The organism is Agarivorans sp. QJM3NY_30 (genome assembly GCF_050870855.2).
In the GTDB taxonomy this organism is placed as follows: Bacteria; Pseudomonadota; Gammaproteobacteria; order Enterobacterales; family Celerinatantimonadaceae; genus Agarivorans.
Map to the genome: position 1 here is coordinate 3162899 of NZ_CP194038.2, position 16787 is coordinate 3179685.

Sequence of the window (16787 nt, forward strand, 5' to 3'; positions counted from 1 at the left end):
GCCATGAATGCAACGAAAAACATCGTGACAAACTTAGCCTGTATAAAAATCCACCCCAGCTGGCAACAGACCCTATGGCTGTAGTTATAACCGACTAGAAACTAAAAGATAAAGAGCTTTTAAGCAAATTTACGCTGAAAACGTTGAATATATCGTTCCATCGCATCGGCAGGGATCGCTTTACTGGATAGAAAACCTTGATAAAAGGTGCAACCTTGTTGCTTCAGAAATTCTAATTGCTGACGCGTTTCCACGCCTTCAGCTGTCACCGTAAAACCAAGATGACGGGCAATTGCTAATACTGCATCAACGATCGCCATATCACGGCTATCACGAGGAATATCACGAATAAAGGAGCGGTCGATTTTCAGCTCATCCACAGGTAAGCGTTTCAGGTAACTTAATGAAGAATAGCCCGCGCCGAAATCATCGATAGCAAAACGCAGCCCTAATTCCTTTAGCTGTTCCATTCTACGAATCGTATCCTCGGCATGCCCGAGCACCACCGACTCGGTCACTTCCAAATTTAACATCGCATTATCGATATCATAACGCATCATCAAATCTTCAACTTTCTCAACAAATTCAGGATGATGGAATTGCTTGGCACTCACATTAACTGAAAGCTCTGGCAGCGTTAAGCCCATCGCTTGCCATTTAGCCATGTGTTTACAGCTTTGTTCAAGTACCCACATGCCAATATCGATTATCAAATCGGATTCTTCAGCGATGGGGATAAATTCGGTCGGCGACACCAAACTCTTCCCCAAAGGCTGCCAACGTACTAAGGCCTCCGCCCCAACTAACTCACCCGTAGCGACCATATGTTGTGGCTGGTAATAAACCAATAATTCTTCATTGGCTAAAGCGCTACGCAATGCATTGTGCATTTGCAAACGTTTATCCGCTTGCCGCTGCATACCATCTTCAAAAAAGATCACGGTACGTCGCCCCGCCGATTTCGCCTGATACATCGCTGTATCAGCTTGCTTGAGCAGATCCTCTGCTGTCTGCCCCTTTCCCGGAAATAAAGTAATCCCCACACTGGCACCAATATGCAACGATTGACCATCGAAGGGATAAGGTGCAGAGATGGTTTTAATAAGACGTTTTCCAACTAAGTGCGCTTGTTGTTCTGCATGAGGCGGACTTCCGCCGAGATCAGCCAGTAACAGGACAAACTCATCGCCACCTAAACGAGCCAATACATCGCCTTGGCGGATCAAACCTTGTAAACGTTGCGCGACCTGCTGTAATACCCAGTCGCCTGCGGCATGCCCTAAAGAATCATTAATATTTTTAAAATGATCTAAATCGATAAACAGCAAGGCTCCAATCACATGGCTCTTTTTAGCGCGGTTAAAACAACTGTCTAACTCTTCACGTAATTTTCGCCGATTTGGTAAACCCGTTAGCTCGTCAAAATAGGCTAAATGTTGAATTTGTTTTTCCGATGCAATATTGGCCGAGATATCTTGAATATTCACCACATAATGACTCTGTCCCGTGTCGGCATTCGTTACCGCGGTAATGGTCTCTGATTGAGTATAACTTTGACCATTTTTTCTCAAGCGCTCGACTTCACCTTTACGCCGAACGGAACCATCCACAGCGTCAATAAACACTGGGTTTGGACTACCAAAAACCTCCGTCAACTCGGCACCTAATACTTCCGATTGGCGATAACCAGTAATTTGCGAGAACGCGGTGTTAACTTTCACGATGCGATAGTCTGCATCGGTAATCAATAAGCCGTCATTACTTTCAAACGCCACCGCTGAGAGCGCCAACGCTTCGCTCTCTTGTAACAAAGAGCATTCGGTCCCAATCCGCTCCATAAATGGCAAACAGAGTTGTTTAACAAATTCCGAATCAAATTCCGAAGCCACAAAAGTTAGCGCTAAATAAGCCACCAGCTTTGCATCATCAACAATTTGTAATGCTAAAAAGCCTGAGGGCTTACGCGCTAGCTCGGAGGGAAGGAAGGCATAATCGGGATACTGCTCTGCTAAATCGCTTGAGAGAGTCATAGCCTGATATCGAATATCAGCCAATAACTGAGGCGTGACAGGGCTTAAGGTTCTAGAAAACAATTGACCATCACGACAATAAGCAATACAGGGTACATTCGCCAAACGAGAATCAAAACGGGCAACATAAACTTCGCAAGCACCACAGCGCTCTGCCAATTGACGAACCAATTCAGAAAAGAAATGTTGACTGGGCTGACGAGCTAATACAAGAGCGAACTCAGATATTGAAACCGCTAACTCGGAAGGACCAGAAGATGAATTCAGCAAAGGTGTAGTATCTATGACGCCATCCATATCGATTAAAATTACAACGACTTTCTTTTTCGGTTACGAACTTAGCGTGACCGACGGGTTAACACCAACTGCTTGTTATCCCATCCAATGTGCCGAATTACCCAACAATATTCAAGCATTATTCAGCAATTTATAATACTTTTCACTAACAAGTCACAATCATACTCGAACAAATTCAAGCGCTAAAAAAATGTGACGAATGTCTGTTTTTTTATTTTTAAAGATCGTATGCTGAAAGTGAAATAATTACTAGATAGTCTTTGGGAGGCTTATGATTATTGATATTACCAGCAAAACAATCTCCATTACCCCAACCATTCGTGAGCATATTGCCACGCGCTTTGAAAAGTTAGAAAAAAACCAAATCCCATTAATCTCACCAAAAGTTATTATTATTAGCGATAACAAGAAGGTTAAGGTAGAAGCTAAAATTAACTTACCCAATGGACAACTATTTGCCAGTGATGAGCATCAGGACCTCATCACCGCCATCAATAATCTTGGACACAAGCTAGAGCGACAATTACATCGCTTCCAAGAGAAGCCAAATGCACATCGAGCGAGTCGCTCAGGAAAAGAATTCCTAAGAGAGCCTGCCGAGATTGATGATGGCGAGCCGAATAACGATGATGAAGAAGCCGCATAGGCTTTCGATAATACAGTAATACCAGGCATCAATTTGCTTGGTATTACTTGACTTTAAGATGATTGCTTTTTAGTCTGGTCGCATGAAAATATTTACAATCCGATTTTTGTTTGGTTTCTTTTTTACTCCACCCTTTTAGGGAGGCGGACGGAATTGGTGTAAAAACGAAAACACACAGATCCATAAAGCCTCCTACCGGGAGGCTTTTTTTTTACAGGGAATAATAAATGGCAGACTTAGAGCAGATCCGAACAAAAATCACCGAGCTCGACCAAAACTTATTAAGCTTATTGACTGAGCGTCGCCAACTCAGCGTTGAAGTGGCTAAAAGTAAAATTGAATCCCCAAAGGCGATTCGCGATCAAGAACGTGAACAACAACTACTGGTTAAACTGATCACCAAAGGGCGCGAACTTGGCCTTGATGCGCACTATGTCACCCAGCTTTATCACACCATCATCGAAGATTCGGTTCTATCACAGCAAGCATTTCTGCAAGGGATAACCAACCCCGATAAACTTGCACCAGCGGTACGTGTCGCCTTCCTGGGCAACAAAGGCTCATATAGCAATATCGCCACCCATCAATACTTCTCACGTTACAAAAAGCAAATTGTTGAATTTGGCTGTAGTGGTTTTCAGGATATTGTCGATACCGTCGAGTCTGGTCAAGCGGATTACGGCATGTTACCGATAGAGAACACCAGTTCTGGTAGTATTAACGAAGTTTATGATGTGCTGCAACACACGAGCCTCTCAATTGTTGGAGAACTATCGATTGCCATTGACCATTGTATTCTTGCAAACCCTGAGGCAAAGTTAGAACAGGTAACCACCTTGTATGCGCATCCCCAACCCTACCAGCAATGCAGTCTATACCTGCGAACACTGCCCGGAACCCGAGTTGATTTTGTCGATAGTTCCTCTAAAGCGATGGAAATGGTCGCCGCCAGTGATGATCTGAGTATCGGCGCGATCGGCAGTAAACTTGGTGGAGAGATGTATGGTCTGCGAGCCTTCAAAACAGATATTGCCAATCAACAACAAAACTATACTCGTTTTATCGTCGTTTCACGCAAGCCGATTGAAGTTGCAGATCAAGTCCCTGCTCGCACGACCTTTATTATGTCAACAGCCCAACAGCCAGGTTCACTGGTTGAAGCCTTGCTGGTATTGCGTGAGCACAGCATTAATATGAGTAAGTTAGAATCTCGCCCGGTACAAGGTAATCCATGGGAAGAAATGTTTTATGTCGATGTATCGGCCAACGTTAATTCCCCACAAATGCAAGCGGCTCTTGCAGAGTTAACCCGCCTAACCCGCTATATTAAGGTGTTAGGCTGTTATCCCAGCGAAAATGTTGATCCAACCCAGATCCCGCTGGCGATACTCGCTCACCAACAAAACTCAGGAACAGAAACACCGAGCTTAATTAAAACCATTCAGGCTGATGGCGCGCTTTCGAGTCGCAGTCATAAACAAGTGAATACCGTGGTACGAGTCGGTGATGTGAAAATAGGAGGGGGAGACTTTATTACTTTTGCTGGCCCCGGAGCAGTTGAGTCGGAGCAACAAATCATCAACTGTGCAGCAACGGTAAAAGAAACAGGAGCCGCTATTCTCGCCGCAGGTTGCTTTAAACCACGCAGTTCACCCTATAGCTTTCAGGGACTAGGAGAAGAAGGTTTAAATTATCTCAATACCGCAGGCAAAAAATATCGGCTCCCCATCATGACGGAAGTGAGTTACGTCGACCAAGTTGCCGCCCTTGCCGCCAAATCAGATATTTTGCATGTTCGTTCACGCCATATGAAAAACTTCCATTTGCTGAAGGAATTAGGCAAGTCGACTCGTCCAATTGTGTTGGAACGTAACAATATGTGCTCCCTAGAGGAATGGTTACATGCTGCTGACTATATTCTAGCGCAGGGCAATCAACAGGTGATTCTGTGTGAAGCCGGCGTTCGAACGCTAGAAGGCAAAACCAAGACCACCCTCGATTTAGGCGCCATCAGCCTGTTACGCGAAAAAACTCACTTACCCATCGTGGTCAATCCAGGAGAAGTAGTAGAGAACATCGAGTCTATCGCCCCCTTGGCCAAGGCCGCAAAATTACTTGGTGCAGACGGAGTAATTTTATGTACTCACCCGGCCCCTAGTGAAGCGAGTGTTGATACCGATAAATCACTGGATTTTAATCAATTCAAACAACTTATGGCGGAGCTTTATTAAACACTTCGCTGGTCATTTATCTTGCTTCAATCAAGCCAGCGCTAAGGCGCTGGCTAATTCAACTCTCCTTTCCAAAGACCAACCTCGCCCTTAGTTGACCCGTTATTTTCCTTCCTATCACCCATTTAGGTGATGCGTGAAAATGGCCTCTTTTATATCTTGAGGTCGCCAAATCTATCACTTTGGCAGATCAACTCATAAAGGGACAATCATGAAAAAACTACATCCTTTAGCCTTAGCAGTTGGGATGGCGATAAGCTTAAGTGGCTGCGGCGGAGGTGAAGATAAACCACCGATTGGCCAGTTAACACTCGAAGCGACCGCCATCGACGGCTATCTACAAAACGCTTCAGTTTGGCTGGATATCAATGGCGATTATATATGGAACAATCGAGAACCAATTGCGACATCAGGAGAAGGCGGCAAAGCGATTCTCATTGTTAGCGACTACCCCGATTACGCAAAATACCCCATTGTAGTCAAGGCAATTGCAGGACAAACTATCGACCAAGACGCGCCAGAGCAAACCATTAGTTTTAGTTATCTCATGGCTGCTCCGGCAGGACAAACCAAGATATCGCCGCTCTCAACCTTAGTGCATCTCGCAATGCAAAATGATAGCGAATTAAGCGTAGAACAAGCCAAGCAGGCAATTGCGAGTGACTTGCATATTGATCCTGAAAGTATCCTCGGTGACTTTATCAGTCAACAAAACAGTGAAACAGCACGCTATGCGCAACTACTCGTTGAAGCGCAATTAATGCCGATTGATAGCCAGTCGGCGGGTGCGGCCAGTCAAATCGTCGAAAGCTATCAACAAAATAAACAATTGCTTGCAAGCGTCACTGAAGAGGAAACCATCATCATTAACAACGGTGAACTGGCAAAGGTGATTGACGACGACGATGACGATAACGATGGCGTATTAGATAAACAAGATCGTTATCCGAATAATGCCAATGAAACAAGCGATAGTGACAACGATGGCATCGGCGATAATGCTGATAAATTCCCCAACAATGCCAGTGAAACCCAAGATGCAGACAACGATGGTGTCGGTGACAACCATGATAATTGTAAAAATGTCGCCAATAGCCAGCAGACCGATAGCAACGACAACGGCATAGGGGATGCTTGTGAGCCCAAGCCAGCCGCAACTTTTGATAAGGCCGTATTTGACCAAGCTACATGGCAATAATTTAAAAATATCTAAAGGACCAGATAATGAAAAAGTTTAATAATTCACTCTCAATGCTCACCTGCTACATCGTACTAAGCACTGGAATAGCTGCCGCCGATACAAGCCCCACAACTTTAACCACGTTTAAAGCAGGAGAGACCATTAAAGCCAATGAGATGAACGGCAATTTTAGCTACCTAGAGCGCTTGGCAAACTCAAGTACCACCCCAAACAATCAGGCCATTACGCTCGATATTGACTGTGCTAGCAATGCCGATGCGCTCAACGATTACTTTGCCAACCCTGGCTCGGAGCGTTTTGTAAGTTTAACGCTAACAGGAACCTGCGCCGGTGATGGCAATGCCGAACTCGTGATCAGTCGTGACAACATTAAAATCACCGGTGGTAGCATTGATAGCTTAATCAAAGTCGTTGGTAAGCAGGATGTGAATATCATCGGCACCAGCATTTTAGGCAACACCGATAGTAATCGTGCAGCCTTCATCGATGCAGGAAGCGCCGTCTATTTTGAAAATAACACTTACCCTGCGGGCAGTGAATTACTGGCGACAGGAACATCATCGATCGTATATAACGATGATGTCGACGGTTTAAAGTTTGTTGCAACTTTATCATCTCGTTTATTCTTTTTTTCTCCCGAAGGTAAAGCGCAACTGATCCTACTTGATACCGCAAGCAGCATGGAATATACCAATTTAAGCAGTGCTGAATTAACCGCAAGTAACGCATCTGGATTCAAGCACCTTGGCGAAGGTTCCTTGCTGGTTGATAACTTGCGAATACGCACCAATGCAGGCGGTACCGTATATAATGCCAGCATGGCAAACGAGTTAGACCTATTTAATAATGGTGGTCTATTAATCGAAGGCGATCTAAGAGCGGACACAGTTTATATCGGTAGCTCTTCCTCTTTGGGCGGAAACACAATGACTGCCAACAATATCGAATTGGAAGGTAATGCCTCGATCGACGTAGATGCTATCGGTACACTCAATGACCCCGTTGCAGAACTCACGCTTCGCTCAGGCTCTAGCCTATGGACCAAGCAAGTCTACGCAGACAAAGTGGAACTTCAATCTGCGAAAGTCGATGCCGCCAATTTCACCATAAACAGTGCTTTGTTTGTACGTAACGCTAGCGTCATTTCAAATGAAAGCTTTGTACTTGGTAGCACCGCGAGCAGCAATAGTGACTTCGGCGGATTTAGCTATTTTGAACTTGCCTACCCGATTGATGCTATGTGTAACAATTTTAACCGCTATGCCAATGTAGATGGCTGGTCATTCGCCAGCAATAAAGGCTTTCCCAACGATTGTCCAAATATGAACTAAATCATGATCAATTGATCTAGATGCTAACTTTTTACAGTTAGCATCTAATTTTACTTTATCTTTGTCGTCGGTCTAGTTAACGTGATTTTCATTTCCGTAGACGAAAGCATCGAATGAAAGGGTATTATGCACAACACGGAGCCACTATCTGAAAACCTTATCGCTAAGATTTATGATACCTCACTAAACCCTGCATTATGGCCTGAATTATTAGAACAAATTGTTGAACTACTGCCCCGATTATCATCTCAACAGCAAGTCAGCGAGCAGACAATGCTGAGTATGGGGGCTGGACAACTGCACACGATAAGCCCCATCTCACCAACTGCGTCATTCGAACACTTAGTCGACCACTTACAACGCAGTGCTCAAATTTGCCAACAACTCACCAAAGAACAAGATCAACAAGCCTTACAGCAACAACTATTTGAGCAACTTCCCTTACCCGCTTTGCTTTTATCCGCAGCGGGTGAAGTATTGCAACTCAATCAACAAGCGCGACATGCCTTAGAAAAAACCACCGCAATAAATTTATACAATAATCGTCTGCAATTAGCCGAACACCATCTTCAGCGACAATTCAATCAAGCGATTGAGCAGCTATCCGCCGCCAACCCTCAACACCACTCATTAACTCTGCAACTCCGTGAAAGTTTCCAAGCGCAACCGATTAGCTTAAACCTCTCAAGAGTCATGGATAGATGGCAACAGACTGGACAAGTACTGGCATTAATCGCCTGCGCGGAAGCACAGGTGGAGCTTGATCTTGAAGGTTTTGCTTTAAGCTACAACATCAGTCCTGCGGAATTACGAATTGTGGCACTACTGCTTGAAGAACGCACTCTGCATCAAATTGCCGAAAAAAATAAAGTCTCAATCAATACCGTACGCAGCCAATTGAAAGCTATTTTTGCGAAAACTGGCTGCCATAGGCAAAGCGAACTGATCAAACTTGCGCTTACAAGTAGCGCCACCAACAAAACATCAGTATCCACTGTCACCAGTTTATTACAACAGCAACACCTGAACGCGCCTTGTTACCACCATCAACTGAAACTCGGCGAACGCCAGCTTGGCTATAGCGATATTGGTCGAAGCAGTGACCTGCCGCTTATCATGTTCCATCCGAGCACGGGTTCAAGGCTGCAACAACACCCCAATAAAAACTTGATATATGAGCAAGGGCTGCGATTAATCACTGCTGATCGCGCTGGGTTTGGCCTCACAACAGCAAGCGATAAACCTTGCTTGGAGCAATCGGCCCAAGACGCTCTACAACTCGCGGACCGATTACAACTGGAAAAGTTTTGCGTCGCGGGGTTCTGCGGCGGCGGACCATTTGCTTTAGCTCTCACAGCACTGGCCCCTGAACGTATCATTCACACAACATTGATTAGTAGCGTGACGCCTTATCAACCAATCAAACTACTACATGGGGTAAAAACCAGTAATAAACTATTGGCTTATATCGCACTCAATGCCCCCAGTATTATCCACCCACTATTTACATTTATTGCGCGTAATGTAATGGACAATCCTGAACGTTACTTCGATCAAGTTTACCAATTTTTATGTGAAAGTGATGCCAATGCCCTTTCAGAGCCAGAGCTGATGAATAACTTTTTATTAGCTTTTCGAGAAGCGATGCGCCAAGGACCGACTGCATTTTCTCATGAACTGACTTTATTAAGTCAAGACTGGTCAATCGACTTTTCAGCCATAGAAACCCCCATCAGCATGTGGCATGGTAGCCAAGACCAGCACGTCCCTGTTCAACTCGCTCGTTTATTGTGTAACGCGCTACCCAATACCAAACTATATGAATTGAAACCACATGGTCATCTGCTGATTTATCATTGCTGGGACAAAATACTCAAGCATATAAAAGAAAGCCACCACATGGCTGAGCAATGCGTCGTGTAGATAGTTCACCTAACGGTCTGCGAGGACAGGTTCATTGCGACGTGACACGCCCCTGAATTTGCCTCTGTTATACATCTAGGTCGCACCTATATTTAACAAAAGCATCCGCTAAAAAGCAAAAACCCAGCAAGGCGCTGGGTTTTAGTCTCAAGGGTCACGACTAAAAACGACCGGGGCCTCTGCCACCGCCGAAGCCGCCCATCCCACCTGGAGGCATCATCCCTTTCATTTGGCCCATCATTTTACGCATGCCACCTTTACCCGACATCTTCTTCATCATTTTCTGCATTTGAGTAAACTGTTTTAATAACTTGTTTACATCTTGAATTTGAGTCCCAGAACCAGCAGCGATTCGACGCTTACGCGAGCCCTTAATGATCTCCGGTTGCTTACGCTCACCCGGCGTCATCGAGTTAATGATAGCTTCCATTTGATTGGTCAACTTATCATTCATTTGATCTTTCACGTTAGCGGGGACTTGTCCCATACCGGGCAACTTATCCAGCATGCCCATCATGCCACCCATATTCTTCATTTGAACCAACTGCTCGCGGAAGTCTTCTAGATCAAACCCCTTACCCTTTTGTACTTTTTTGGCAAGTTTTTGCGCTTGATCTTTATCAACCTTACGCTCAACTTCTTCAATCAACGATAAAACATCACCCATCCCTAAAATACGTGACGCAATACGATCTGGATGGAAGGGTTCTAGAGCGTCGGTTTTTTCACCAACCCCCATAAATTTAATCGGCTTACCAGTGATATGACGGATCGACAGCGCCGCGCCACCACGCGCATCACCATCGGTCTTGGTTAAGATCACACCGGTAAGCGGCAATGCCTGATTAAAGGCTTGAGCCGTATTTGCAGCATCTTGGCCGGTCATCGCATCCACCACAAATAAGGTTTCGACTGGGTCAACCGCTTGATGCAAGGCCTTAATTTCGTCCATCATGTCTTCATCAACATGTAAACGACCAGCGGTATCGACGATTAATACGTCAGCAAACTGTTTTCTCGCTTCTACAATGGCTGCGTTGACAATATCCACCGGGTTTTGTTTTTCGTGACTCGGGTAGAAAATTGCGTCCACTTCTGTGGCGAGGGTTTCTAACTGTTTGATCGCCGCCGGACGATAAACGTCGGCACTGACCACCATCACTTTTTTCTTTTCACGTTCTTTCAGATACTTAGCAAGTTTGGCGACACTGGTGGTTTTACCCGCCCCTTGTAAACCCGCCATCATCACCACGGCTGGCGGTTGTACCGCCAAATTGAGGCTTTCGTTAGAATCCCCCATCGCCGCTTCAAGCTCTTGCTGTACGATTTTAACAAATACCTGGCCTGGGCTAAGGCTCTTGTTAACTTCTTGACCTAAGGCACGTTCTTTTACTTTTTTTACAAACTCACGAACCACAGGTAAAGCAACGTCGGCTTCCAATAAAGCCATCCGAACTTCGCGTAGCGTATCTTTGATATTGTCTTCGGTTAAACGGCCACGGCCACTAATATTTTTTAAGGTTTTCGAGAGTCGATCAGATAAGTTTTCAAACATGCTTTTTCCTGTTGATCATATAACGAGCATCGTTCAGCGCTGGCATTATACCCTAGGGCTTGTTTATCTTTCGAGATTATTTTTGCAGCTGTTTATCGGATCTTGCGAAAAGGTGGAGCCTACACCGCTGAGCCAGTCGACAAAAGCAAGCAATAGCGCGTCGAAAATGGTGAGATATGCCGCATGGAGGCTTCAAGCCAAAGCTTTCAATTAAATTTTTCTCGCTTTAAGGAGAACCTATCACCATGATTTAACGCCTTTTCTCACCGAAAAACACCCATCACCAAAGATCAATGGTTAGCAAGCAACATTTTCTAAACGCTAATTCTAGCTCTGATTGGATAGGCCGAGTATACTGATTTCAAACAATTAGTTAGTTAGCTTTAAATCATGAATGTATTGGTACTCCCTACCACCATATTTTATCTATTAGCATCCTATGTATGCATTTCTGGGCTGCAGAATAAACAGGCTGGCGCCAATAAGTGGCTGTGGCTAAGTGCCGCTTGTGGCATGGCTCTGCATGGCATCTGGGAATTTCAGCATTTATTTTTAGCCCAAGGCCAAGACCTTAGTCTATTCAATGTCGCGGCCTTAGTGAGCCTATTAATTTCCTTGAGTGTCACCGTACTGGCCAAGCCCTTTAAGCTTTGGTTTATCCTTCCAGTTACTTACCTATTTTCGATTATTAGCATATTTTTAGCGGTATTAATTCCAAGTGATTACATTCTTCATCTAGAATTGAAACCACAGGTGCTGATCCATATTTGCGTCGCGCTGGCAGCATTCACGGTGTTAATGATTGCCAGCCTTTATGCCCTGCAAATGGCCTACCTAGATTGGACGTTGAAGCGGCATAAGCCTGGCGCAATCCACCCTGCGTTACCTTCATTAATGAGAATTGAGAAACAACTATTTACTCTAATTCGACTAGGTTTTGTATTACTCAGTATCTCGCTACTCAGCGGCTTCATTTTCTTAAATCAGTTTTTTGCCCATGGGCAGGCTCATAAGGCACTGTTTAGCCTATTGGCCTGGATAATTTACGCTAGTTTATTATGGGGACAACATTATCGGGGATGGCGAGGTAAAACAGTGGTTGTGATGACTGTCAGTGGCTCAATCTTGCTCACTCTCGCCTATTTTGGCTCACGCTTTGTTAAAGAAATCATCATCGGCTCATAAACATCACTTGACAGCCCTTAAACTCAACATATAAATTAGTCCCTTATATTTACCAAGGATTTTCCTGTTTGAACGACATCTCAACGAGTAGCTTATTAATACTGCTCGTGTTCCTCATAGTTTGTTCTGCTTTTTTCTCTAGCTCCGAAACTGGCATGATGTCGCTTAATCGATATCGGCTTCGGCACTTAGTCAATACCAAACATAAAGCGGCAAAACGGGTCGACAAGCTATTACAGCGTCCTGATCGGCTGATCGGTTTGATCCTTATTGGCAATAACTTAGTTAATATTTTGGCATCAGCAATTGCCACCATTATTGGCTTACGCCTATTCGGCGATGTCGGTGTAGCGATCGCAACACTGGCACTAACCTTCGCCATTTTGATTTTTGCTGAAGTCACACCAAAAACCATGGCGGCACTCTACCCTGAACGGATTGCCTTTCCAGCCTCACTGTTACTTCGCCCACTCATGAAATTGCTATTCCCTGTGATTTGGGCCACCAATGCAGTGACGAATGGAATATTACGCCTGTTGGGTGTGAATCCGAATAGTAAGGGCGATGAGGCTTTAAATCCTGATGAATTACGCACCGTAGTCGATGAAGCGGGGACGATGATCCCGAAACGCCACCAAGACATGCTACTCAGTATTCTCGATCTAGAAAAAGTCACCGTTGATGACATTATGATCCCCCGCAACGAAATTGCAGCGATCGACATCAATGACGATTGGGATAGCATTCTTCGGCAACTCACTCAAAGTACGCATACTAAAATCTTGCTATTTCGCGACTCTATCGATGACTCGGTTGGTTTTGTCCACTCTAGGGATGCGCTGAGGCTGCTATCTCGTGAACAATTTGATAAGACCTCAATGTTACGCGCGGCCAAGGAAATTTATTTCATCCCAGAAGGCACCCCACTTAATGTACAGTTATTAAAGTTTCAACGCCGCAAAGAGCGGATTGGGCTAATTGTTGATGAGTATGGTGATATTCAAGGCTTGGTGACGCTTGAAGATATTCTGGAAGAAATTGTGGGTGACTTTACCACGAGCATGGCACCAGCCCCCAGCGATGAAATTCATCCACAAATTGATGGAAGCTACTTAATTGAAGGTACGGTTAACATTCGCGACCTCAATAAAGAAATGGCGTGGTCTTTTCCTATCGATGGTCCTAAAACCTTAAATGGTTTGATCATCGAGTATTTAGAAGATATCCCTGAAGCCAACCTATGCTTGAGACTGAGTGGCTATCCCATAGAAATTGTTGAAATTGAAAATAATACGGTGAGCCTAGCGCGAGTTATGCCTGCTTTTTATAACAAACCCAAATCAAATTAAAGCAACTAAAAAGCCAGCATTTTGCTGGCTTTTTAGTTTTATAAGCGCCTATTGATACCAATCTAACTCATTAGCTATTCATTCTTACGGGTCTAAATCACCGCTAACTGCGTGATGTATCTTGTAATTAAAACCACGAGTTACTTCACTTCATAGCTTGTTATCAGCAGATTTATTCTGCGCAATAAGTTGATCATATAATGAATCAGATTTGGTATTAAAGGGTTCCCAAAATATCTTTAGATAAGGCTAATTGTTCGTTTTTGTTCACACTAATACCACGTTCAATGATCTGACTCGCGATAGCTTTGGCTTCATCCAAAGAGTGCATGGTATAAGTTCCACATTGATACTCATTTAGCTCAGGAATATCATTTTGATTTTTCACCGCCAATACATCATGCATCGAAGCTAACCAAGCTTCAGCCACCTGCTGCTCGGAAGGGCTTCCAATCAAGCTCATATAAAAACCAGTACGACAGCCCATAGGAGAAATGTCGATAATTTCAACCTGCTCAGAATTCAAATGCTCACGCATGAAGCCTGCATACAAGTGCTCTAGCGTGTGAATACCACGCTCTGACAATATCTCTTCATTAGGCACACAATAGCGAAGGTCAAAAACGGTAATCGTATCATTGCTAGGGGTAGCCATGGTTTTGGCGACTCGAACCGCAGGTGCATGCATACGGGTATGATCAACAGTAAAACTATCTAATAAAGGCATGATTATCTCTCTCGGATATACTCAGCTAAGCGGAGTTTAATTTATAGGGTATTCAAGCAAAAAATAGCCGCCATAGCCAGCTACTATCTAGATCTTCTTTACATTTACTATATTGCGCGGCATAACGCTTAGACCGTTGGTCAACCCTATTGGCAACCTTGACGAGCCACTGCTTTTGTTTATAAGAGCCCCGTTTATATCCCCCCCAACCTTCATGGTAGTTAAGATATTGATTGCGAGCATCCCACTTGGAAACACCATTAATTTTATGAGTCTTATAAGTAAACCAGCCCATAAAATCGATGGCATCATCAAAATTACTCCGCGAAGACCATGAGTTACCCGTTTCTCTAACATAGTCTTCCCAAGTCATAGTCTTTGCTTGGCTATAACCATAGGCCGAACTCGCACGCCCCACCGGAATAAAGCCAAACCAATACTCCATCGGTGGTCGAGCATTATGTTTAAAGCTCGACTCTTGGTACATCATTGCCAAAGGAACATGGACCGGCGTTCCCCACTTCTTATTCATTTTTTTGGCCGACTGATACCAATCACTTTTTTCCTCAAAAATACTACATATATTTTCGGGATCTCTCGGCGGGGCACTACTACACCCCGCCAGCATTGCCAGCCCAAGCGAGGCTAATAAACAGCGTGTCATCCGCGTCAGGTTTACAGGTTTATTGATTCGCATTTTCAAAATACTTTATTAAAAATTGGTCAAAATCCATATCATCCGCTGCTTCTATCGACTGCTGCTCGATAAAGCTCCGCTTAGCCATGGCCGCAAAATCTTTTTCTTGCCAGTTAGTCGGTTGATGATTCAGCATCTGTTGACGATATTCTGCCGCCCACCGCAAGCCCAAATGACTATTATCTGCAGCTTGTGTAGTTAACAAGCGTAAAAAATATGCTGAATAGCTATTATCGTTGCTCACATCTTGAATAGCTTCTGCTAAAGCCATCGCAAAATCAGGCTGACTACGCTTGATATCGAGTAGCTCGGCAGCTTGTTTCATATAAAAAAACAGTTCTTCAATATGCTGCGGCAATGGCTGCTGTTTACCTGCAATATTGAGTTCAAGAGAAGGGTTACGCCCTTGAATAGCGACTTGGTTAAAGTTGTCTCGACAAGCTTGTAGTTCGGCATGACTCATCGCCGGTGAGTCCATTAAGGTACAAGCCAATAACAAACAATCAATCACCCTCACTTGTGCTTCGGTGACACCAACCGCACTGTAGGGATTGACATCTAAAGCGCGAATTTCAATGTATTCAATACCGTCTGCTGCCAACGCTTGTGAAGGAGTTTGACCCGGTTTGGCCACTCTCTTAGCTCGGATAGGAGCATATAGCTCATTCTCAATTTGTAAGATATTCGCATTCAGCTGACGATATTCACCATCGACCTTTACCCCTATATCAGCAAAGCCATCAGAGTGAGTACTCACCGCTTCCCGAACACTATGCACGTATTCCTCAACGCTATTATAGTTAATCTCTAACTGGTTTTGATCCGCGCTGGTATAACCCAAATCACTCAAACGTAAGGAGGTTGCAAAGGGAAGGTACAAAGTACCTTTCCCCATGTGCTGAAAGTCTAACTGACTTTCAGCTGCATTCATGAAGGAACCACAAAGAGCTGGAGATGCACCATACAAATACGCAACCATCCAGCCAAAACGGTAGAAATTGCGGATTAATCCCATATAACGTTGCGAGATAAACGCCGATAAATCTTGGCTATCCCCTTCAACTTTTTGCAAAGCTTGCCAAAAACTCGAAGGCAACGAAAAGTTATAATGAACCCCCGAGATCACCTGCATCGCACTCCCATAGCGATGACGTAATCCCTGTCGATAAACATGCTTCATTTTGCCGATATTTGACTGACCATAGTCAGCCAAAATGATATCTTGCTCATTCCCAATATAACAAGGCATGCTAAGCGGCCATAGACACTGTCCATCGAGTTTTTTTAATGCTTGATGATGTATATCAGTTAAACGCGATAACAACTGCTCTACACTATCAGAAACTGGGGTAATAAATTCCAGCAAGTTTTCAGCATAATCGGTGGTAATCAAAGGGTGAGTTAAAGCCGCACCAAGTTCCTTTGGATGACCATTGCTAGCCAACTTACCTTGCTCACCTATTCGCAAAGCTTCTCGCTCGATACCACGTTGAATACCCTGTACGCCGGTATCCGCCATTGCTGCGCTTAATTGCGCAAGCCGTCTAGAAAACTGTTGAGTCAAATTCAAACTCACTATTTGTTAAAGCGCTTGGTGCAGCAAAGCATAACGAGC

At 44.3% G+C, this 16787-nt stretch carries 12 protein-coding genes and 1 other annotated feature; of the genes, 7 read left to right on the forward strand and 5 right to left on the reverse strand.

The features are described 5' to 3' along the window. Positions 1–119 precede the first annotated feature (119 nt). Complete coding sequence (locus tag ACRRSX_RS14335) at positions 120–2327, reverse strand: putative bifunctional diguanylate cyclase/phosphodiesterase (protein WP_432452510.1); 2208 nt, start codon at positions 2325–2327, stop codon at positions 120–122. A gap of 271 nt (positions 2328–2598) precedes the next feature. On the opposite strand from ACRRSX_RS14335, the gene hpf reads away from it, so the two are divergent. The 5 genes from hpf to ACRRSX_RS14360 all read left to right on the forward strand — a co-directional run bounded on the left by hpf (position 2599) and on the right by ACRRSX_RS14360 (position 9659). Further along, positions 2599–2973: a ribosome hibernation-promoting factor, HPF/YfiA family gene (gene hpf, locus ACRRSX_RS14340; RefSeq protein WP_432452509.1), complete on the forward strand. Its 375-nt coding sequence runs from the start codon at positions 2599–2601 to the stop codon at positions 2971–2973. Between the two features lie 86 nt (positions 2974–3059). Beyond that, positions 3060–3186 (forward strand) — a sequence feature (Phe leader region). 14 nt (positions 3187–3200) lie between these two features. After that, positions 3201–5204 carry a 3-deoxy-7-phosphoheptulonate synthase gene (gene aroF, locus ACRRSX_RS14345; RefSeq protein ID WP_432452508.1) on the forward strand — a complete coding sequence of 668 codons (2004 nt, stop codon included), beginning with the start codon at positions 3201–3203 and terminating at the stop codon, positions 5202–5204. Positions 5205–5415: 211 nt separating this feature from the next. After that, a complete protein-coding gene (locus ACRRSX_RS14350; RefSeq protein WP_432452507.1) occupies positions 5416–6402 on the forward strand; it encodes a thrombospondin type 3 repeat-containing protein in 987 nt (328 codons plus the stop codon). A 26-nt stretch (positions 6403–6428) separates the two neighbouring features. Next, the gene (locus ACRRSX_RS14355) at positions 6429–7736 is read left to right on the forward strand and encodes a hypothetical protein (protein ID WP_432452506.1); all 1308 of its coding nucleotides are present in this window, start codon (positions 6429–6431) and stop codon (positions 7734–7736) included. Positions 7737–7862: 126 nt separating this feature from the next. Next, complete coding sequence (locus ACRRSX_RS14360; RefSeq protein WP_432452505.1) at positions 7863–9659, forward strand: alpha/beta fold hydrolase; 1797 nt, start codon at positions 7863–7865, stop codon at positions 9657–9659. Between the two features lie 160 nt (positions 9660–9819). On the opposite strand, the gene ffh is transcribed toward ACRRSX_RS14360, so the two are convergent. Then, positions 9820–11214 (reverse strand): signal recognition particle protein, encoded by a 1395-nt coding sequence (gene ffh / locus ACRRSX_RS14365; RefSeq protein ID WP_432452504.1) that lies wholly within the window; start codon positions 11212–11214, stop codon positions 9820–9822. Between the two features lie 390 nt (positions 11215–11604). Here ffh and ACRRSX_RS14370 point away from each other — a divergent pair, with 390 nt between their 5' ends. Together ACRRSX_RS14370 and ACRRSX_RS14375 are read left to right on the forward strand one after the other, a co-directional pair. Continuing rightward, positions 11605–12399, forward strand: a complete 795-nt coding sequence (locus ACRRSX_RS14370) for a cytochrome C assembly family protein (protein ID WP_432452503.1) — start codon at positions 11605–11607, stop codon at positions 12397–12399. A gap of 68 nt (positions 12400–12467) precedes the next feature. After that, positions 12468–13748, forward strand: coding sequence for an HlyC/CorC family transporter (locus ACRRSX_RS14375; RefSeq protein WP_432452502.1), 1281 nt, complete (start codon positions 12468–12470; stop codon positions 13746–13748). A gap of 217 nt (positions 13749–13965) precedes the next feature. Here ACRRSX_RS14375 and luxS read toward each other — a convergent pair whose 3' ends face one another. From luxS to gshA, 3 genes are read right to left on the reverse strand one after another with little or no spacing between them, the layout of a single operon-like run. After that, on the reverse strand, positions 13966–14475 hold the full coding sequence (gene luxS, locus ACRRSX_RS14380) for an S-ribosylhomocysteine lyase (RefSeq protein WP_432452501.1): 510 nt from the start codon (positions 14473–14475) through the stop codon (positions 13966–13968). A 52-nt stretch (positions 14476–14527) separates the two neighbouring features. Then, a complete protein-coding gene (locus ACRRSX_RS14385; protein ID WP_432456169.1) occupies positions 14528–15139 on the reverse strand; it encodes a hypothetical protein in 612 nt (203 codons plus the stop codon). A 19-nt stretch (positions 15140–15158) separates the two neighbouring features. Next, the gene (gshA, locus tag ACRRSX_RS14390; protein ID WP_432452500.1) at positions 15159–16736 is read right to left on the reverse strand and encodes a glutamate--cysteine ligase; all 1578 of its coding nucleotides are present in this window, start codon (positions 16734–16736) and stop codon (positions 15159–15161) included. Positions 16737–16787: the final 51 nt, after the last annotated feature.